Annotated in this window: 25 protein-coding genes; 8 read left to right on the top strand and 17 right to left on the bottom strand. The window is 68.5% G+C overall.

Annotation, left to right across the window (positions count from 1 at the left end; all coding sequences use genetic code 11):
- Nucleotides 1–44 precede the first annotated feature (44 nt).
- The 4 genes from BZG35_RS06450 to petA form a co-directional block, all read right to left on the bottom strand.
- Complete coding sequence (locus BZG35_RS06450; RefSeq protein ID WP_171981895.1) at nt 45–428, bottom strand: hypothetical protein; 384 nt, start codon at nt 426–428, stop codon at nt 45–47.
- Nucleotides 429–775: 347 nt separating this feature from the next.
- Complete coding sequence (locus tag BZG35_RS06445) at nt 776–1633, bottom strand: cytochrome c1 (RefSeq protein WP_077354907.1); 858 nt, start codon at nt 1631–1633, stop codon at nt 776–778.
- A gap of 5 nt (nt 1634–1638) precedes the next feature.
- Nucleotides 1639–2967 carry a cytochrome b N-terminal domain-containing protein gene (locus tag BZG35_RS06440; RefSeq protein ID WP_077354906.1) on the bottom strand — a complete coding sequence of 443 codons (1329 nt, stop codon included), beginning with the start codon at nt 2965–2967 and terminating at the stop codon, nt 1639–1641.
- A gap of 11 nt (nt 2968–2978) precedes the next feature.
- Nucleotides 2979–3539 (bottom strand): ubiquinol-cytochrome c reductase iron-sulfur subunit, encoded by a 561-nt coding sequence (petA, locus tag BZG35_RS06435; RefSeq protein ID WP_077354905.1) that lies wholly within the window; start codon nt 3537–3539, stop codon nt 2979–2981.
- A 196-nt stretch (nt 3540–3735) separates the two neighbouring features.
- Between petA and BZG35_RS06430 the strand changes: the two genes are divergently transcribed.
- On the top strand, nt 3736–4200 hold the full coding sequence (locus BZG35_RS06430; protein WP_077354904.1) for a tRNA (cytidine(34)-2'-O)-methyltransferase: 465 nt from the start codon (nt 3736–3738) through the stop codon (nt 4198–4200).
- Here BZG35_RS06430 and BZG35_RS06425 read toward each other — a convergent pair.
- On the bottom strand, nt 4181–4654 hold the full coding sequence (locus BZG35_RS06425) for a TspO/MBR family protein (protein WP_077354903.1): 474 nt from the start codon (nt 4652–4654) through the stop codon (nt 4181–4183). The two genes, BZG35_RS06430 and BZG35_RS06425, sit on opposite strands and share 20 nt — an antisense overlap.
- 49 nt (nt 4655–4703) lie before the next feature.
- A complete protein-coding gene (locus BZG35_RS18305) occupies nt 4704–4829 on the bottom strand; it encodes a hypothetical protein (RefSeq protein WP_256364143.1) in 126 nt (41 codons plus the stop codon).
- 135 nt (nt 4830–4964) lie between these two features.
- Here BZG35_RS18305 and BZG35_RS06420 point away from each other — a divergent pair, with 135 nt between their 5' ends.
- On the top strand, nt 4965–5378 hold the full coding sequence (locus tag BZG35_RS06420; protein ID WP_077354902.1) for a DUF1761 domain-containing protein: 414 nt from the start codon (nt 4965–4967) through the stop codon (nt 5376–5378).
- 67 nt (nt 5379–5445) lie between these two features.
- Nucleotides 5446–5844, top strand: a complete 399-nt coding sequence (locus BZG35_RS06415) for a BLUF domain-containing protein (protein WP_077354901.1) — start codon at nt 5446–5448, stop codon at nt 5842–5844.
- 5 nt (nt 5845–5849) lie between these two features.
- Here BZG35_RS06415 and BZG35_RS06410 read toward each other — a convergent pair whose 3' ends face one another.
- Nucleotides 5850–7100, bottom strand: coding sequence for a dipeptidase (locus tag BZG35_RS06410; protein WP_077357885.1), 1251 nt, complete (start codon nt 7098–7100; stop codon nt 5850–5852).
- A gap of 131 nt (nt 7101–7231) precedes the next feature.
- On the opposite strand from BZG35_RS06410, the gene BZG35_RS06405 reads away from it, so the two are divergent.
- Both BZG35_RS06405 and hemF read left to right on the top strand, forming a co-directional pair.
- Nucleotides 7232–8194: a DUF808 domain-containing protein gene (locus BZG35_RS06405; RefSeq protein WP_077354900.1), complete on the top strand. Its 963-nt coding sequence runs from the start codon at nt 7232–7234 to the stop codon at nt 8192–8194.
- 45 nt (nt 8195–8239) lie between these two features.
- Nucleotides 8240–9127 (top strand): oxygen-dependent coproporphyrinogen oxidase, encoded by an 888-nt coding sequence (hemF, locus tag BZG35_RS06400; RefSeq protein WP_077354899.1) that lies wholly within the window; start codon nt 8240–8242, stop codon nt 9125–9127.
- A gap of 16 nt (nt 9128–9143) precedes the next feature.
- Here the strand turns inward: hemF and BZG35_RS06395 are convergent, their stop codons facing one another.
- Genes BZG35_RS06395 through BZG35_RS06385 form a run of 3 tightly spaced genes read right to left on the bottom strand, consistent with a single transcriptional unit; the run spans nt 9144 to nt 10617 of the window.
- Complete coding sequence (locus tag BZG35_RS06395) at nt 9144–9551, bottom strand: HEPN domain-containing protein (protein WP_077354898.1); 408 nt, start codon at nt 9549–9551, stop codon at nt 9144–9146.
- A complete protein-coding gene (locus BZG35_RS06390; RefSeq protein ID WP_077354897.1) occupies nt 9514–9834 on the bottom strand; it encodes a nucleotidyltransferase domain-containing protein in 321 nt (106 codons plus the stop codon). Before BZG35_RS06390 ends, BZG35_RS06395 begins: the two co-directional genes overlap by 38 nt.
- Before the next feature lie 54 nt (nt 9835–9888).
- A complete protein-coding gene (locus BZG35_RS06385; protein ID WP_077357883.1) occupies nt 9889–10617 on the bottom strand; it encodes a GMP synthase in 729 nt (242 codons plus the stop codon).
- Nucleotides 10618–10678: 61 nt separating this feature from the next.
- Here BZG35_RS06385 and BZG35_RS06380 point away from each other — a divergent pair, with 61 nt between their 5' ends.
- Nucleotides 10679–11011, top strand: a complete 333-nt coding sequence (locus tag BZG35_RS06380) for an antibiotic biosynthesis monooxygenase (protein ID WP_077354896.1) — start codon at nt 10679–10681, stop codon at nt 11009–11011.
- A gap of 7 nt (nt 11012–11018) precedes the next feature.
- Here BZG35_RS06380 and rlmJ read toward each other — a convergent pair whose 3' ends face one another.
- The gene (gene rlmJ, locus BZG35_RS06375) at nt 11019–11837 is read right to left on the bottom strand and encodes a 23S rRNA (adenine(2030)-N(6))-methyltransferase RlmJ (RefSeq protein ID WP_077354895.1); all 819 of its coding nucleotides are present in this window, start codon (nt 11835–11837) and stop codon (nt 11019–11021) included.
- 88 nt (nt 11838–11925) lie between these two features.
- Between rlmJ and BZG35_RS06370 the strand changes: the two genes are divergently transcribed.
- Together BZG35_RS06370 and BZG35_RS06365 are read left to right on the top strand one after the other, a co-directional pair.
- Nucleotides 11926–12267 carry a hypothetical protein gene (locus BZG35_RS06370; protein ID WP_077354894.1) on the top strand — a complete coding sequence of 114 codons (342 nt, stop codon included), beginning with the start codon at nt 11926–11928 and terminating at the stop codon, nt 12265–12267.
- Nucleotides 12267–13289: a DNA topoisomerase IB gene (locus BZG35_RS06365; RefSeq protein ID WP_077354893.1), complete on the top strand. Its 1023-nt coding sequence runs from the start codon at nt 12267–12269 to the stop codon at nt 13287–13289. Before BZG35_RS06370 ends, BZG35_RS06365 begins: the two co-directional genes overlap by 1 nt.
- Here the strand turns inward: BZG35_RS06365 and BZG35_RS06360 are convergent.
- The 6 genes from BZG35_RS06360 to BZG35_RS06335 form a co-directional block, all read right to left on the bottom strand.
- Nucleotides 13286–13732 carry an opioid growth factor receptor-related protein gene (locus tag BZG35_RS06360; protein WP_077354892.1) on the bottom strand — a complete coding sequence of 149 codons (447 nt, stop codon included), beginning with the start codon at nt 13730–13732 and terminating at the stop codon, nt 13286–13288. The two genes, BZG35_RS06365 and BZG35_RS06360, sit on opposite strands and share 4 nt — an antisense overlap.
- Before the next feature lie 10 nt (nt 13733–13742).
- Complete coding sequence (gene tdh / locus BZG35_RS06355) at nt 13743–14783, bottom strand: L-threonine 3-dehydrogenase (RefSeq protein WP_371454839.1); 1041 nt, start codon at nt 14781–14783, stop codon at nt 13743–13745.
- 8 nt (nt 14784–14791) lie between these two features.
- The gene (locus BZG35_RS06350) at nt 14792–15112 is read right to left on the bottom strand and encodes a barstar family protein (RefSeq protein ID WP_077354890.1); all 321 of its coding nucleotides are present in this window, start codon (nt 15110–15112) and stop codon (nt 14792–14794) included.
- 1 nt (nt 15113) lies between these two features.
- On the bottom strand, nt 15114–16307 hold the full coding sequence (locus tag BZG35_RS06345; protein WP_077354889.1) for a glycine C-acetyltransferase: 1194 nt from the start codon (nt 16305–16307) through the stop codon (nt 15114–15116).
- Between the two features lie 38 nt (nt 16308–16345).
- Nucleotides 16346–17239 carry a DUF4232 domain-containing protein gene (locus BZG35_RS06340; protein ID WP_077354888.1) on the bottom strand — a complete coding sequence of 298 codons (894 nt, stop codon included), beginning with the start codon at nt 17237–17239 and terminating at the stop codon, nt 16346–16348.
- Between the two features lie 94 nt (nt 17240–17333).
- The gene (locus BZG35_RS06335; RefSeq protein WP_077354887.1) at nt 17334–18275 is read right to left on the bottom strand and encodes an aspartyl/asparaginyl beta-hydroxylase domain-containing protein; all 942 of its coding nucleotides are present in this window, start codon (nt 18273–18275) and stop codon (nt 17334–17336) included.
- Nucleotides 18276–18278: the final 3 nt, after the last annotated feature.

Genomic DNA, 18278 nt, shown 5'->3' with positions numbered 1-18278 from the left:
TGGAAGTTAGGCCGCGTTCGCCGAGGTGTCGATCCGTTGTCGCCTTACGGGACCACCGGATCGGCCGCCGGCCAGTCCGACTCTCCGCGCCGCGTCAGCGTCATCTCGAAATTCTTCCGCTCCGGCTGCCCCGGCATGACGAAGGCCCCGATCTCGCGATAGGTCGTCGGCGTCACCTCGGCGGTGAACCGCTGAACGCCCGGTCCGGCAGGCACCTCCCAGACATAGCCGGTGTCCGTCAGGGTGAGGGGAAAGGTCCCCGAGTAGCCGTCGGAGTAGGCCCGGATCTCGTAGCCGCTGGCGGCGCTGTTCCATGAGAGCACGGCAAAGGCATTGAAGCCGGTCGAGCCGTCGGCGTTGTAGCCCCGCCCCTCGACCACCAGAATATCGCCGCCCAGCATGGGCCCGATCCGCTCGGTCTGCGTCACCGAATAAGGCCTGCCCTCAGGAGAGGTCCCACTGGCCTGCCCCGTCCAGACCCCCCGCATGAAGGCCAGTTTTGCCATCGCCTCGCGCTGAGGCGCTGGCGCTTGGGCTTGGGCTTGCGCTTGGGCTTGCGCTTGGGCTTGGGCTTGGGCTTGGGCTTGGGCTTGGGCTTCCGCTGGACCGATGGCCGCAGCGGTTAAAACAATCGCGATCGACAGACTGGTGAAACCACGCATCGTGAACCTCCATTGCTTTGCGTTACAAAGCACTTTCTCTGTGGTTCTGCAAGGCACGAAAAAGCCCGCCGGACGGATCCGGCGGGCTGATCGTTTCTGACGGTGCGGGACGCCTAGTGGGCCACGCCCTGCCAGATCTTGCGATAGCTGGCGTAGGTCAGGCCGGCGAAGACGGCCAGGAAGGCCAGGACGGCCATGCCCGACTGTTTCCGCTCGGTCGCCTTGGGGTCCGAGGACCAGGCGATGAAGGCGGCGACGTCCTTGGACATCTGATCCACCGTGTTGGGCGTGCCGTCGTCGAAGGTCACCTGCCCGTCGCTGAGGACCTGGGGCATGGCGATGAAGCCGCCCGGCGGCACATGCTCGGGATCGCCGTCCCAGAACGGCGTCATGTCGCCGGCCATATAGGGATTGTAGTACTGGCCGTTGCCGACCCGCAGACCCGCCGGCGGCTCCACATAGCCGCTCAGCAGGGAGTAGATATAGTCCGCCCCGCCCTCGCGCGCCTTGGCCATGACCGACAGGTCCGGCGGATAGGCACCGCCGTTGGCGGCGGCGCCGGCCGCGCGGTTGGCCCAGGGGCTGGGGAACTTGTCCGCCGCGATGCCGGGCCGCATGATCGCGTCGCCGGTCTCGGTATCGATGTCCGCGATCTGAGCCTCGGCCGCCAGCGCCCGGACATAGCCGTTGGCCGCAGGGCTTTCGGCCTTGGGATCGTAAAACGGCCCGCCCTTCTCGCCCAGGGTGCGGAAATGCATCAGGTCCATGCTGTGGCAGGACGAGCAGACCTCCCGATAGACCTTGTAGCCGCGCTGCAGCTGAGCCTGGTCGAAGGTGCCGAGCGGCCCCTCGAACGAGAAGTTGCCGGAGCGCGGGTGTTTGGACCCACCCTCGGCGAGCGCCGGCGAGGCCGCCCCGATGGCGAGGGCGGCGGCCGCGAGAACGGCCAGTGTACGAACAGACATGTTCATCGCGATCAGCCCTTCTTCTCGGCTTGAGCAGGAACCGCGCCGCTCATCACGTCCGGACCCGACAGGACCGGCTCGGAGATCGACGCCGGGATCTTCAACGGCGTTTCCCGAAGCCCGACGAGGGGCAGGATGACGGCGAAGAAGGCGAAGTAATACAGCGTCGCGAGGCGGGTCAGCCACAGGTAGCTGTTCAGCTGGCCGTCGACCAGGAAGAAGCTCGGCATGCCCGGAACGACCTGGGCGTCCGGCAGCTGCGCCCCGCACCAGCCCAGCAGGAGGCCGTTCACGACGAAGATCATGAAGAAGACCTTCATGGTCGGGCGATAGCGCATCGACCGCACCTTCGACGTGTCCAGCCAGGGCAGGACGAACAGGATGCCGATCGCGCCGAACATGGCCACCACGCCGCCGAACTTGTCGGGAACCGCCCGCAGGATCGCGTAGAAGGGCAGCATGTACCACTCGGGCACGATGTGGGCCGGCGTCACCAGCGGATTGGCCGGGATGTAGTTGTCGGCGTGGCCCAGGGCGTTCGGCATGAAGAACACGAACACCGCGAACATCATCAGGAACACGATCAGGGCGAAGCCGTCCTTGACCGTATAATAGGGGTGGAAGGGGACCATGTCCTTCTTCTCGCGGTCCTTGGGGATCAGGATCCCGACCGGATTGTTCTGGCCGGCCGTGTGCAGCGCCCAGAGGTGCAGCACGACCACGCCGAAGATCACGAACGGCAGCAGATAGTGCAGCGAGAAGAAGCGGTTCAGCGTCGCATTGTCGATCGCCGGGCCGCCGCGCAGCCAGATCAGGATCGGCTCGCCGATCATCGGGATGGCCCCGACCAGGTTGGTGATCACTTCGGCGCCCCAGTAGGACATCTGGCCCCACGGCAGGACGTAGCCCAGGAAGGCCGTGGCGATCATCAGGAAGAAGATGATGCAGCCCAGGATCCAGATCATCTCCCGCGGTGCCTTGTAGGAGCCGTAGTAGAGACCGCGCAGCATGTGGATGTAGACGGCCACGAAGAACATCGACGCGCCGTTGGCGTGGACGTAGCGGATCAGCCAGCCCCCGTTGACGTCACGCATGATGCGCTCGACCGAGGCGAAGGCCATGGCCGTGTTCGGCTGATAGTGCATGGCCAGGAAGATGCCGGTGGCGATCTGGGTCACCAGGCAGATGCTGAGGATCGCGCCGAAGGTGTACCAGTAGTTCAGGTTCTTCGGCGTCGGCAGGGCCAGATAGTCGGCGCCGAAGCGCACGATCGGCAGCCGGGTGTCGAGCCACTTCTCGACGCCGGTCTTGGGAATGTAGGTGGATTCGTGTCCGCTCATCGTGTTCGTCCTCAGCCGATCCGAATGGTGGAGCCGGCGGTGAATTCATACTCCGGCACGACGAGGTTCAGCGGCGCGGGCCCTTTGCGGATCCGGCCGGACGCGTCGTAGTGCGAGCCGTGGCAGGGGCAGAACCAGCCGCCGTAGTCGCCGCTGCCGAAGGTCGGGATACAGCCCAGGTGCGTGCAGCTGGCCAGGACGACCAGCATGGCTTCGTGGCCCGGCTTGGTCCGCTCGGCGTCCGTCTGCGGGTCCTTGAGATCGGAGGCGGTGTTGTCGGCGACGACCTTCTGAAGCTCGGCCGCGCTGCGGTTGCGCAGGAACACCGGCTTGCCCTGCCAGGTGATCACGACCTGCATGCCCTCCTGGACCTTGGAGGTGTCGAACTCGGTGGTCGACAGCGCCAGGGTGTCGGCGGCCGGGTTCATCGAGTTGATCAGCGGCCAGGCCACCATCACGCCCGCGCCGGCGGCCGCGGCACCGGCCGCGATATGAATGAAGTCCCGGCGGGTGGCTTCACCCTCCGGTGCCCCACCCTGGGGCTGGTCTGCGTTCACGACCGTTTCGGCCACGGGCTCACCTTCTGAAAAAGCCCAGGCGCGGCCCGCCAATCGACGTCCGCGCCCGGGAGGGTTCGTATAGCGCACTGGACGAAATCTAGCCCGGCCCCGCTTTGCGGCTCATCGCCGCAAGATGCTGACGCTGATGATAAGCGATCGCATTCAGGACCGCGACAAGGCTCAACCCCACGCGTATGAGGGCCTTAGAATGCGTCTCGCCCTTTTTCAACCGGCCATCCCGCAGAACGTCGGGGCCTGTATCCGTCTGTCGGCCTGTTTCGGGGTCGGGCTGCATGTGATCGAGCCCACAGGCTTTTCCTTCGACGACCGGGCGATGAAACGCGCGGCCCTCGACTACGGCCCCCTGTCGCACATGACGCGGCATCCGGACTGGGACGACTTCCAGTCCGCGCGCGGGCCCGGCCGGCTGATCCTGTTCACGACCAAGGGCGCCTCGCCCCTCACCGACTTCGGCTTCCGGTCCGACGACACCCTGCTGTTCGGCTCCGAGACCTCAGGCGTGCCCGAGGCCGTCCATGCCTGCGCCGATGCCCGTGTCTTCATCCCGATTCGGCCGGAGACCCGGTCCCTGAACCTGTCGGTCAGCGCGGGCATTGGTCTGTTCGAGGCCCTGCGGCAGACCCGTCGGGCGCTCAGCGAGCCTGAGGGTTGAGCTGGATCATCCGCAGGTTCAGCGCCGAAGCGATGGTCACCCAAGTCAGATAAGGCAGCAGCAGCAGGGCCGCGAACGGCCGCAGGCCCCAGAAGACCGCGATGATGGCCAGCAGCGACAGCCACAGGAAGGCCACGTCGATCAGCGCCAGATCCATCCGCCGGCGCCCGAAGAACAGGAACGACCAGCCGGCGTTCAGGCAGAGCGACACGACATAGAGGCCGAACGCCAGGGGCGACGATGTGCCCACCGTCTCCCACACCAGCCAGCCGGCCCAGGCGTTGATCGAGAACAACAGGCCCCAGACGATCGGGAAGGCGAGGTTCGGCGGCGTCCACGACGGCTTGTTCAGGTCGGCGTACCACGCGCCCGGCTTGAACAGGCTGCCGCTCGACGCAGCGGCGAAGTTGAGGCCGACGAAGACGGCGATGGCGATCCAGGCGGGCTGATCCATCATTCATCCTTAGCGCGGAGGGCCGAGGCCGCCCACCCCGGGCGGGACGTCAGACCAGGGACCTGATGCACAGCGCCACAGCGACGACGAGCCCCAGACCCACCGGATAGGCCAGGCAACCGACCGCGCGAACGAGGCTGGAACGGCGTAGGGTGAACACGGGTGGCTGGACCATGGTGACGCCATTGACGGCCCTGCGCCGCGCCGACCAGCCGCGATGATGTCGCAGGCCCCCGACGGATCGGCACCCGTGGCCGCGCTTGCCCTGCGGCCTGGCCGGTGTTCCTCTGTAAAATCCAAGGAGACGCGCGTGGAATATATCCTGCAGAATGCCCTGCCGATCCTGCTGGCGACCGCCGCAGGGCTCCTGATCGGGCTGGGCTTCCGCCGCGCGACGGCGTCGGCCGGCCGGCTCCGCCTGGGGCCGGAAGCCCCCCTCAGCCTCGGAGACCTGGTCGTCATCGCCCTGGCCCAGGCCTGGCTGGCGGCGATTCTGGCCGGGGCGCTGATCCTGGCACCGTCCGAGGCCGGGGCCTGGACCATGGCCGTCGGCAGCGCCGTGGTCATCTGGGTCGGTTTCGTCGTCCCCGCCACCGTGGTGAACCACGTCCACCGCGGCCTGCCGAAGCTCGCGCCCGTGGTCGATGCCGCGTACTGGCTGATCGTCATGCTGGTGCAGGCGGTGGTGCTGAAATCCATCGGTCTGACCGCACCGACCGGCTGAACTGTTCGCCTGCCCCGACGTCGGCCATGATGCGCCGGCCACCCGCCCCGCCGGAGACGAAGCCCCCATGTCGCTGTACCAGGTCGTCTATGCCTCGCGCCCCTTCGGCTATGACCAGGGCATGCTGAACGGCATTCTGGCGGACGCGCGTCGGTGCAATGAACGCGATGGCATCACCGGCTCGCTGATCTGTCGCGACGACCTGTACCTTCAGCTGCTCGAGGGCCCGGCCGACCTGGTCACCGCCGCCTTCGCACGCATCGCCCGCGACGACCGGCACCTGGAGGTCCGACGCCTGCTGGCCGGACCCACGGCCTCGCGCCTGTTCCCGACCTGGGCCATGCGCCACGATCCGGCCCGGTCCTGGATGTGGACCCGGGACCAGGTCGCCGCCGGCGTGCCGGAGCGGGCCAGCCGCGACGAGGTGCTGGCGGTGTTCCAGCGTCTCGCGGCCGACCCGGGCTGAACAGGTCAGTCCGGCATGGTCGCGGTCGCGAGTGTCGCCAGACTGGGTCGTTCGCCGGCCCTCGAGGCGGCGACCGCCTCCGCGGCCCGCATGACGCGCAGGATATTCTCGCCGGCCAGTTTGCGGATGTCTGCCTCGGTCCAGCCCGCCGACATCAGGGCCGCCAGGATGCGCGGATAGGCGTCCACGCCCTCCACGCCGGTCGGCAGGGCGGATACGCCATCGAAGTCGCCGCCCAGGCCGACATGATCGACCCCGGCCACCTCCCGCACATGCTGGATATGGGCAACGACGTCGTCGATCGTCGCATTGGGCCGGGGATGGGCATCGGTCCAGGGCTTCATCGCCGCCTCGAGCGCTGGCATATCCGATGGGTCGAGGCCCCGGCGCTCGATTTCGGCCTGCACATCGATGCCCCATCGGCGGTTCGCTTCGCTGACGAAGCCTGGGACGAAGGTCACCATCACCACGCCGCCGTCCTCGGCCATCTGAGACAGCACGCTGTCGGGCACGTTGCGGGTATGGTTGGTCACGGCCCGCGCCGAGGAGTGGGAGAAGATGACCGGGGCCTCGGACACGCGCATCGCGGCCAGCATGGTCTCCTCGGACACGTGGCTGAGATCGACCAGCATGCCCAGCCGGTTCATTTCGCGCACCACCGTCTCGCCGAACGGCGACAGCCCGCCCCATTTCGGCGCGTCCGTGGCGCTGTCGGCCCAGGTGGTCGTTTTCGAGTGGGTCAGGGTCATGTAGCGCACCCCGGCCTGATGGAACTCGCGCAGCAGACCCAGCGAATCGTCGATCGAATAGCCGCCCTCGATCCCGATCAGGGAGGCGATCCGGCCCGCGCCGTGAATGCGGACGACGTCGTCCGCCGTGGTGGCCAGCTCGAACGTGTCGGGATGGGCGGCGACGATGCGACGGACGGTGTCGATCTGTTCGAACGTCTCCCTGGCCGCCTCGGTCGGAGCCAGGGTCGCGGGCACATAGACGGACCAGAACTGCCCCCCGACGCCACCGGCCCTGAGGCGCGGAATGTCGGTGTGCAGCGCCGTCGTGGCGTCCAGGTTCGTGCCGAGGTCCACGGCATGCGGATCGTTGCCGAACCCCTCGCGCAGCGCCCAGGGCAGGTCGTTGTGCCCGTCGATCAGCGGCGTGCCTTCCAAAATGCGCCGCACGTCGGCCTCGCCCTCCTGCGCCGATGCGGGGAGCGCCAGGGCCAGCAGGGAGACGGCGAGGAGACAGGGGCGGATCATGTCGAGCTCATCGAGAACGGACGCCGAGCGAAACGGCGAATGGACGAAATAGACGTCGCCTGCCAATGGCGACCCCGCTGCATTCATGGCACGTTGCCGCCCCCTCCCCCATTAAAACCTGGTCATCCTCCATGCCCTCCGGACTTGCCGCCCTGCTCGACGACGTCGCCGGTATCGCCAAACTGGCGGCGGCGTCTCTGGACGACGCCAGCGCGGCCGCAGGCAAAGCCGGAGCCAAGGCGGCCGGGGTCGTCGTCGACGATGCCGCCGTCACCCCCCGCTACGTCGTCGGCCTGACGCCGGCGCGCGAACTGCCGATCATCTGGAAGATCGCCAAGGGATCGCTGCGCAACAAACTGCTGATCCTGCTGCCGGCCGCCCTGCTGCTCAGCGCCTTCGCCCCCTGGGCCATCACCCCGATCCTGATGCTGGGCGGGGCCTATCTGGCCTTCGAGGGCGCCGAGAAGCTGATGGAGGCCTTCGGCGGTGGCCATCACGGCGAGGTCGAGGAGGCCGTCGGCGATCCCGTGACGCTGGAGGCGACCAAGGTGTCCGGCGCGATCCGGACCGACCTGATCCTGTCGGCCGAGATCATGGCCATTTCGCTGGCGGACGTGGCCGATCGCCCGATCCTGACCCAGGGTCTGGTTCTCGCGATCGTCGGCCTCGCGATCACCGCCGGGGTCTATGGGGTCGTAGGGCTGATCGTGAAGATGGACGACATCGGCCTGCACATGGCGCAGGGCACCTCGGCGTCGATGCGCGGCCTGGGTCGCGGACTGGTCAAGGGCATGCCGATCGTGATGTCGGCCATCGCCACCATCGGCACCGCCGCCATGCTGTGGGTCGGCGGCGGCATCCTGATCCACGGGGCGCACACCTTCGGCTTCGTCTGGCCGGAAGACACCATCCACCACGCCGCCGTCGCGGTCGGCTCGGCCCTGCCGTTCGCGCGCGGGCTGGTGGAATGGGTGATCACGGCGCTCGGCGCGGCGATCGTCGGCATTCTGGTTGGTGGCGTGATCGCCGTGGTCGTGCATCAGATCAGCAGCCTGCGTCGCAAGCCCAGCCCTGATACGCCCGGCGCGCACTGAGCCGCGGGGTGACGCCGGGGTCGAACCATGGTTGATATCCGCCCCATGAGCCACGCCCCCGCCTTCGACGCCGACCCGCTGGACCTGAAGAAGGTCGAGACCCGCGCCTGGTTCGAGGAACTGCGCAACCGCATCCACGCCCGGTTCGAGGCGCTGGAAGACGCCGCACCGGCCGACCTGTTTCCGGGCGAACCGGGCCGTTTCGTCCGCACCCCCTGGTCGCGGCCCGAGGGCGGCGGCGGCGTCATGGGCATGATGCACGGCCGGCTGTTCGAAAAGGTCGGCGTCCACGTCTCGACCGTCCACGGCGTCTTCCCGGCAGATTATGCGAAGACGGTCCCGGGCGCTCAGGACGATCCCCGCTTCTTCGCCACCGGCATCAGCCTGATCTGCCACCCGGTCAGCCCGCGCGTGCCGGCGGTGCACATGAACACCCGTTTCATCGCCACGACGAAGAGCTGGTTCGGCGGCGGGGCCGACCTGACCCCGGTGCTGGACGTCGAGCGCACCCAGGAAGCCCCGGACACCCTCGCCTTCCACGCCGGCATGAGGGCCCCCTGCGACGCCCACGACCCGGACTGGTATGCGAAGTACAAAGACTGGTGCGACACCTATTTCTTCCTGCCGCACCGGAACGAGATGCGGGGCATCGGCGGCATCTTCTACGACCATCACGACAGTGGCGACTACGATCGGGACTTCGCCTTCACCCGCGACGTGGGCACCGCCTTCCTCGACACCTACGCCGCCATCGTCGAGCGCCGCATGATCGAGGCCTGGACCGACGACGAGCGCGAGGAACAGCTGATCCGTCGCGGCCGCTACGTCGAGTTCAACCTGCTCTACGACCGCGGCACCATGTTCGGCCTGAAGACCGGCGGCAACGTCGAGTCGATTCTCAGTTCCATGCCGCCCGTGGTGAAGTGGCCCTAGGAAAGCCGGGGCGCGCTCACAGACCTGCCAAGGCACGCACCTCGTCCAGCAGCACACGGATGCGAACGGAGGCGGCCTTTACGGCCGAACCTGTCGCCTCCGTCCCAGGCTCAGCCTCGACATAGCGGAAGATCACATTCCATGCCGTCAGCTGCGTCAGAAACTCGATGTCTTCAGGCCACTCGATTTGCGAGCCGAGCATCTGTCTGAGATGCAAAAGGTCGTGTGTCCTCGGTGGGCGGACGGCGCCATGCACGAGGGCTGCCTTCAGGGCCTTCTCCGCCGCCTGCTGCAGGTGAAAGGCGGCGACGCCCGGCAGATCGAAGATCCTGGAGGCGACCTCGTGATCCTGCTCGGCGAGCGCCAGCCATTCCGCGACGATGTCCCTAGCCGTTGCGGGCATAGACTCGGAGACCTTCGTCATGGACGATCTCTGCGAGGGTTCCGATCAGATGTTTTCGCTCGGCATAGCGGGACGCCGACGTCACCACGATATCGACGGACCCGTCATAGGCGCTTCGGGCTTCCCCGATCGTTTGCGCGGTATTCAAGGTGGCCGCCTTCGCGTCGTCGACCACCACATAGAGGTCGATATCGCTGTCCGCCCGCGCATCACCGCGCGCGTGGGAGCCAAAGAGATACACCTCGACCGGGTCGAACTGGCGGACCACGCCGTCGATCAGCGTCTGCGGGACCTCGAACGTCATGGCTGAGCCTTAGCACAATCGCCGTGACTGGTCTGCAAGCCCGCGAACGGCGGTTCAGATCCCGCTACCCTCCGCCTCCACCGGGGGCGGGGTCAGCATCAGGAAAGCGCGAATCCAGGCGGTCAGAACCGCGCGGTCGTTGGCCCCGCCCAGGCTGGCCACCGCCGCGTCGGCCTGGGCCTCGGGGATGCGGGTGCCGCGCCGGCTCTCGACCAGGGCGGCGGCATAGGCGGGCTGGAACTCCGGATGGCACTGGAAGGACATGGCGTCGTCCCAGGCCAGTCCGGCGAAGGGGGTGAAATCGCTGGCGGCGATCACCCGCGCGTCGGCGGGGGGCCGCAAGACCTGGTCCTGGTGCGAGACCGGGATGGCGATCGAGGCCGCCTTGGGGAACATCCAGGGTTCGTGCGCGGTCACCGCGTAGCGGTGCAGGCCGATGCCCCAGCCCTTGTCCGATTTCTCGACCGTGCCCCCGAAGGCGTGGGCCATGGCCTGATGGCCGAAACAGATGCCGACCAGGCGGGTGCGCCCCCGCGCCGCCCGGAGCCAGTCGATCAGCGGCGGGATCCACGGCAGGTCGTCATAGACCCCCGCCGCCGACCCGGTGACGATGGCCCCCTGGAAGGCCTCCGGATCGGCCGGCAGCCGTCCGGCCTGGACGTCGAACCGCGCCGTCGGCACGCCTCCGCCCAAAAGGGCCCGGAAGCGGGCGGGATAGTCGTCGAAAGCGTCGGCCAGGGCCTCGGGCGGCTTGCCGGTCTCCAGGATGGCGATGGGTTTCATGGTCGCCATATGGGGATGATCCCCGATGGCGGCACAAGGCCAATCGCGCTAGACGCCGCGCATGACTGATACCGATCCCCTGATCGACGCCGAGATCGACGCCGTGCCCGTCGTTCTGATCAACGTCTTCAAGGTCCAGCCCGACAAGCAGGATGCCCTGATCGAGATGCTGGCCGCCATGACCCGCGCCCAGGTCGGGCTGCCGGGCTTCGTCTCGGCCACCCTGCACCGGGGCCTGAACGGCAAGACGGTGGCCAACCATGCGGTCTGGCGCTCGGTCGAGGACTGGAAGGCCATGACCCGCAACCCGGCCGTGGCCGCCGCCATGAGCCCGATCATGGCCATCGCCACCTTCGAACCCAACCTGTACGAGGCCGGCGAGGTCATCGAATAAGGCGCGGTCAGACCCGCCACACCTCGGGCCGCGCTCCGGCCCCGCCCAGGGTGCCGGCCACCCAGCCGCAGACTTCGGTCGCCGCCGCCTCGGTCCCCGACGGCGCATTGACGATCACCATGGCGCAGCCGTTCATCGTCATGGGGTTGATCAGCGGTCGCAACCGCGCCTCGGCCGCCAGGATCGGGGCCTGCGCGCCCGCCGCCAGCCGGCGCAGGAAACCGTCGAAGGTCTCCATGTCCTTCAGCGGCGTCCAGATCGCCACCACCGCCGTCGGATCCGCCCGCACGATCGTGGCCCCCGCGTCCGCCGCCCGGTGATAGTCGTCCGGCCGCTCATAGGGCGGATCGATCAGCACCAGCGGACCGCGCTCCGCCCGCGCGGCCGCGACCGCCAGATCATAGCCGTCGCCCACCGCGCTCGATGCCGTGTCGAAGGCCGCGAGACTCGCCTTCAGCAGATCCGCGACCTCGTCCCGCAACTCGAACCCGGCGTAGCGGTCCCCGGCCCGCAGCGCCCGGGCGATCAGGACCGGCGAGCCCGGATAGTCTCGCACCCCTCCGCCCGGATTGAGCGCCGCGACCTCGGCTGCCAGGGCCTCGATCAGCGGCGGCCGGTCGAGCGCCGTCATCAGCCGCTCCACCCCCGCCTCGGCCTCGCGCGACCGGGTGGCGTCGCCCGTCAGGTCATACAGCCCCGCCCCGGCGTGGGTGTCCAGCACCGCCACTGGTCCCTGCGCCTGCCGCGTCTTCAGCAGCCACAGCATCAGGGCGTGCTTGACCAGGTCGGCGAAATTGCCCGCGTGGAAACTGTGGCGATAGTTCATGCCGCCTGCGTCACCTTCCCGATGCTCCGGGTCAAGAGGAACCGGTGGTTCCTCGCGACGTTCGCCCAATCCCGAACACGGACGCGCCATGCCCAACCCCACCCTGACCGACAAACAGCGCACCCCGCCCGCCGCCGTGGCCAAGGCCGCGGCCCAGGGGCTGAAGCTGCGGGAGGAGCACGGCCGCGGAGGCACCGAGATCGGTCGTCGCCGCGCCCGCCAGCTCGAGAACCGCGAGCCCATCAGCGAGCGCGACATCAAGGCGATCTATTCCTATTTCGCCCGGCATACGGTGGACAAGCAGGGCAAGGGCTGGGCCGACGCGGACCGGCCGTCGGCGGGCTATATCGCCTGGCTGCTGTGGGGAGGCGAGCCCGGCAAGGCGTGGATCGACACGCTTCACGCCCGCCTCGACGATGCGGCCGACTGATGGTCGATACCCTCGCCCCGGTCCTGGAGACCCAGGTCCCCCAAGGCCTGACCTATGCCAGCGACGCCGAGCCAGGCCTTACCCGGGTGCGGTCCGGCACCGGCTTCTCGATCCGTGACGCCCAAGGCAAGGTGGTCCGGGACAAGGCCGTTCTCGACCGCGTCCGCATGCTGGCCATCCCCCCGGCCTGGACCCAGGTCTGGATCTCCCCCAAGGCCACCGGCCATATCCAGGCCACGGGCCGCGACGTGAAGGGCCGCAAGCAGTACCGCTACCACAACGACTGGAGCACCCACCGGTCGGGCAACAAGTTCGACAAAATGTCGGCCTTCGCCAAGGCCCTGCCCAGGCTCCGCGCCCAGGTCGAGCACGATCTCGCCACCCGGGGCCCGACCCGCGAGAAGGTCCTGGCCACGGCGGTGCGCCTGCTGGAGATCACCCTGATCCGCATCGGCAATCAGCAGTACGCCAAGGCCAACCGCAGCTATGGCCTGACCACCCTGCACAAGCGCCACCTGGCCGTTGATGGTGCCGGACTGTCGTTCGCGTTCCGGGGCAAGAGCGGCGTCGATCACAAGGTCAGCGTCCGCGACCGTCGCCTGGCCACGGTCGTCCGCTCGCTGCGCGAACTGCCGGGCCAGCAGCTGTTCAAATATCGCGATGCCGAGGGCACGCTGGTTCCTGTGACGTCGGACGACGTCAACGCCTATATCCGCGACGCCATGGGCGATCAGTTCTCGGCCAAGGACTTCCGCACCTGGGCCGGCACGGTCTCGACCGCCCGCGCCCTGCGCGACACCGAGGCTCCCACCTCGCCGACCGACGCCAAGCGCAAGATCACCGTCTGCGTGAAGGCCGTGGCCGGCCTGCTCGGCAACACCCCCACGGTGTGTCGCAGCTCCTATGTCCATCCCACGGTGTTCGACCTGTTCGAGACCGGCCAGATCGCCAGCGTCCTGCCGGGACCCGACACCAAGGGGTTCGAGGCGGCCCTGATCAAGGTCCTGAAGGCCGAAGCCTAGGCCCGGTCCCAATAGGCCAGGGTCGTCGGCCCGACGGGCGAGCCCGCCACCTCGACCCGGGCCAGGATCGAGGCGCGAAACGCGTCCGCCTGGGCATCGCCGACCAGCAACCGCAGCGAGGCGATGATCCGGGTGATCCGCAGATGGTTATGGTCGCCGCCCGTCAGCCAGTGATCGTTCCGCGCATAGAAGGTGGCCATCCGCTCGGTGGCCGCCGTCAGGGTCGCCTGCGCCGGCCCCGAATGCCGGATCGCCGCGATGTCGGCCTCGGTCAGGACCGGGGCGCTCGGCTGGGCCCCGGACCGTTCCCGCAAGGGGAACAGCCACTGGATGAAGTCGTGGACCCGCTCGATCCGCGCATCGTCGAAGGAGAGCACCTCCGACGCCGTGCGGCCGGCCCCGTCCGCACCCTCGCCCGCCAGAAAGGCGACCAGCGGGCTCATGCCGACCGCCTCAGGCCGCCTTGTCCCAGTTCAGGATGACCTTGCCCGACTGGCCCGACTTCATCGCCTCGAAGCCTTCCTCGTACCGGTCGAACGCCATGCGGTGGGTGATCAGGGGTTCCAGGTCCAGCCCGGCCTTCAGCAGGCCCAGCATCTTCCTCCACGTCGTGAACATCTCGCGCCCATAGACACCCTTGATGGTCAGGGCCTTGAGGATGATCGCGCCCCAGTCGGTCTCCATCGGCTTCGACGGAATGCCCAGCAGGGCCATGCCGCCGCCCATGATCAGGGTGTCGACGCACTGTTTGAAGGCGATCGGCGAGCCCGACATCTCCAGCGCCACGTCGAACCCGACCTTCAGGCCCAGCTCCTTCATCACGTCGTGCAGGTCTTCCCGGGTGGTGTTCACCGTGCGCACGCCGGGCGCGACCTTCTGGGCCAGCTCCAGCCGGAAGTCGTTGATGTCGGTCAGGACCACGGTCCGGGCCCCGGCGTGCCGCGCCACCGCCGCCGCCATCATGCCGATCGGACCCGCGCCTGTGACCAGCACGTCCTCGCCCAGCAGGTCGAACTGCTGCGCCGTGTGCACGGCGTTGCCGAACGGATCGAGCATCGAAGCGACCTCGTAGGAAACGTCGTCCGGCAGTTCGATCACGTTGAAGGCCGGGGCCACCACGAACTCGGCGAAGGCCCCCTGCCGGTTCACCCCGATGCCCCGGGTGTGCGGGTCGAGGTGGAAATGCCCGGCGCGCGCGGCCTCTGAGTTCAGATCGATCACGTGCCCCTCGGCCGAGACCCGCTGGCCGATCTTCAGCGGACGGTTCACGTCCGAGCCGATGGCGACGATCTCGCCCGAGAACTCGTGGCCCGTGATCATGGGGGTCGGGACATTCTTCTGAGACCACTCGTCCCAGTTCCAGATATGGATATCGGTGCCGCAGACGGCGGTGCGGTGGACGCGGATCAGCACGTCCTCCGGCCCCGCGACCGGGATCGGCGCATCGATCAGCTCAAGCCCGATGCCGGGACCGGTCTTCGCCAGGGCTTTCATCATATAGGTCATGGGGTCTGCTCCGTAGGGTCGGCCGGGTCGTCGAACACTTGGACGGTGAAGCCCGATCGCGGCTCTGATTGGGCGTCCCGCAGGACGCCGAGAAGGATGTCGAAGTCCGGCCCCATCGCGGCGGCCGAAACCGTCGCATGGGTCCACTGCAGCAGGGTCGGCTTGGGCCAGTTCGCCACCAGAACATCGAACAGGGCGTCCAGGTTGCGCCCCATCCAGTCCGGCGTCGCCGCGACCTGTTCAATGGCGGCGTAGAAATCCGCGCGGCTGAGGACCGATCGACCGTCGATCCGCACCACGTGCGTCGGCTCCGTCACGTCAGATCACGCCCAGTTCCCGACCGGCGGTGGTGAAGGCCGCCACCGCCTGATCGATGTGATCGAAGGTGTGGGCCGCGGACATCTGGGTGCGGATCCGCGCCGCGCCACGCGGCACCACCGGGAAGGAAAAGCCGATCACATAGACGCCCAATTCCAGCATCCGCGCGGCCAGGTCCTGGGCCAGTTTGGCGTCGCCCAGCATGACGGGGATGATCGGATGTTCGCCGGGCAGCAGGTCGAAGCCCGCCTCGGTCATCGCACCCCGGAAACGGGTGGCGTTGGCCTTGAGGCGGGCCCGCAGGTCGTCGCCCTCTTCACCCTGGGCGATGCGGATCGCCTCCAGCGAGGCCCCGCAGATCGCGGGGGCCAGGGCGTTGGAGAACAGATAGGGCCGGGCCCGCTGCTTCAGCAGCTGGACCACCGCCGCCGTCGCGCAGATGAACCCGCCCATGGCCCCGCCCAGCGCCTTGCCGAAGGTGCCGGTGACGAAGTCGACCTTGACCCCGTGGTGGGCATAGGAGCCCCGCCCCTGCGGCCCCAGGAAGCCCGTGGCATGGCAGTCGTCGACCATGACCAGGGCGCCGTACTGGTCGGCCAGGGCGCGGATCTGGTCCAGCCGAGCGATATAGCCGTCCATCGAAAAGGCGCCGTCGGTGGCGATGATGATGTCGCGCGCGCCGTCGGCCCGGGCGGCCTTCAGCTGGGTCTCCAGGTCGGCCATGTCGGAGGTGGCGAACCGGTAGCGCTTCGCCTTGCACAGCCGCACTCCGTCGATGATCGAGGCATGGTTCAGGGCGTCCGAGACGATCGCGTCCTCGGCCCCGAACAGGGGCTCGAACAGGCCGCCGTTGGCGTCGAAGGCGGCGGCGAACAGGATGGCGTCCTCGAACCCCAGATAGTCGGCGATCGCCCGTTCCAGCTGTTTGTGGATGTCCAGCGTGCCGCAGATGAACCGCACCGAGGCCGTGCCCGCGCCCCGCAGTTCCGAGGCGTTGTTCGCCGCCGCCACCACCCGTTCGTCGCCCGCCAGGCCCAGATAGTTGTTGGCGCAGAAATTGAGCACCTTGCGGCCGCCGACCTCGATCACAGGCCCCTGGCGGGAGTGGATCACCCGCTCGGGCTTGGTCAGGCCCTGGGCCTCGATGTCGGAAAGCTCGGCCGCAACGCGGTCGTGAAAGGTCGCTGTCTGCATGCCGCGTCTTACCCCCTCCCCCCGGCCGGGGAAAGGAGTCAGGTCGTAGCGGAAGCCGCGACGGGGGCCGGGGCCTCCGCCGGATCGGCGTAGGCGCGATAGGGATTGACCCGGATCCGGACCCCGCACGGCTGGAAGGCCATCGCCAGGGTCAGGGGCTTGGGATCGCCGGCCAGGCGGACCGCGATCTGGGCCACGGACGGGCAGACTGTCTGACCGGCGCTTTCGTCCGGCACCACGGTCCAGGCGACGTCGAAATAGGCACGGCCATTGGGGGCCAGGGCGACCGGCGTCGACGTGTTCGGGTTCGGGTCGATCCGCAGGGTCGTGATCGGCTTCTCCTTGCCGTCCAGCAGGCTCAGGTCCGGATAGCCGGACAGGCCGCAGACGGCCGGGCCGGTGTTCAGCACGCTGACGATGCCCAGACGGTTGCCCGCCCCGGCGTCGCCGCCCGCGGTTCCGAGCCGAAGATTCGCGGCCAGGCACGGCGTCGGTTCGGCCGGGGGCGTCTGGCCAGGCACAGGCAGGTCGGGATTGGCGGACGGACGGCTGCACCGTTCCATCACCGCCACCCCGACGTCGCCGTTCGGCCCCAGTCGGCTCAGCGTCGCATTTTCCTGGCCGTCGCGGGTCGCGATCCACCACTCCATCCCGGATCCGGCATAGCGGGCCCCGCTGCCGGACGGCACCAGGCGCAGGGCCGAGGCCTTGCCCTGATAGGTCAGCTGGGCCGTGGCCGGGTCCGGATACTGCAGGCGGACGGTCTGGCCGCTCTCGCAGTCATAGGCGAGGGTCGGGGCGCTCGACTTGGGAGGGGCGCCGGGCGCGGTCGCGACCTGGGTGGGGGGCTCGGTCGGGGTCTCGGGGGCGTTGCAGGCGGCGACGGCGAGCGTTCCGACCAGGCCGAGCGCAATGAGACGATAGGCGGACATGACGACTCCCGAGGACTGCGAGGGGTAGCGGCGCGTCTAACACGAAAGCGCGCCAGATTCCGATTAAGGCGGCGATGCTCTTTCGATCGCCGGCCTAGGCGGCGACGAGATGCTGCAGCACCCGCTTTTCCAGAACCAGCAGGGCGCCGGCCTGGTTGGTGCGCATGACAAGTCCTTCGGCGAGCGGCTTGACCGCCTGGAACAGGCCGCCGGCGCATTGCAGGAAGGCGGGCCGCCCGCCACCCCCGATCCCGTGCAGCGCGCAAAGCTGTCGCCAGTCGTGAACGAAGTCCTCGAGCAAGCGGTCGAACCGGGCTGCGCGGGCCGGCCCATCGGGGGTCCCGGTGACGACGACCACCTCGGCCCGCAGATCGTCGATCAGCAGCTGGACCTCCGCGGCGGGCATCACGGGCGGGCGCTGCTCGGCCTCGGTCAGGAGGGGCGGCCGCGCCTCGGGCTTGAAGCCGAGGGTCGGCCACTGCGCCCGCGGTGGCGGCGGCTCGGCGCAGGCGAACCGCCAGAAACCTGCGGTGCCGGTGGTGTCGGCGACCAGATGGATGCGCTCGACCTCGGCCCGGTTCTCCACATGGTGCCGCCGCCAGTTGTCGAAGATCCAGGCTTCGCCCTGGGCCATGTGCACCGCCTGGCCGTCGCAGTGGAAGCGCACCTGCGGCTGGGTGAAGACCGGAATGTGGAGCCGCACCCGGTTGTGCCAGTGATAGTTGATGTCGGCGTGTTCGGGCACGCCCGTGCCGGGGGCCAGGCGCATCAGCCGCGACCGGCTCCAGACCACGCCGAACCCGGCCAGGACCTGTCGCAGATAGGGCATGCCGTCCAGCCAGGGCGTCGCCTGCATCGGACCATGGACCGAATCCGTCTCCGCCCCGCCGGTGGTGATCAGGCGGGCGGCGCTGTTGCCCGGGATGCGATCGGGATGGGGGACCCAGGCCTGGGCCGGCAGGGCCGCCACCTCGGCCTGAAGCCGCGCGACATCGAACAGGACCGGCAGCTGATAGAAGGGTTTCGCCAGTTTCATGGC

Source organism: Brevundimonas sp. LM2 (assembly GCF_002002865.1).
Classification (GTDB): Bacteria; Pseudomonadota; Alphaproteobacteria; order Caulobacterales; family Caulobacteraceae; genus Brevundimonas.
The sequence above is the reverse complement of the archived record's forward strand: the minus strand, read 5'-3'. Positions and strand labels throughout refer to the sequence as shown.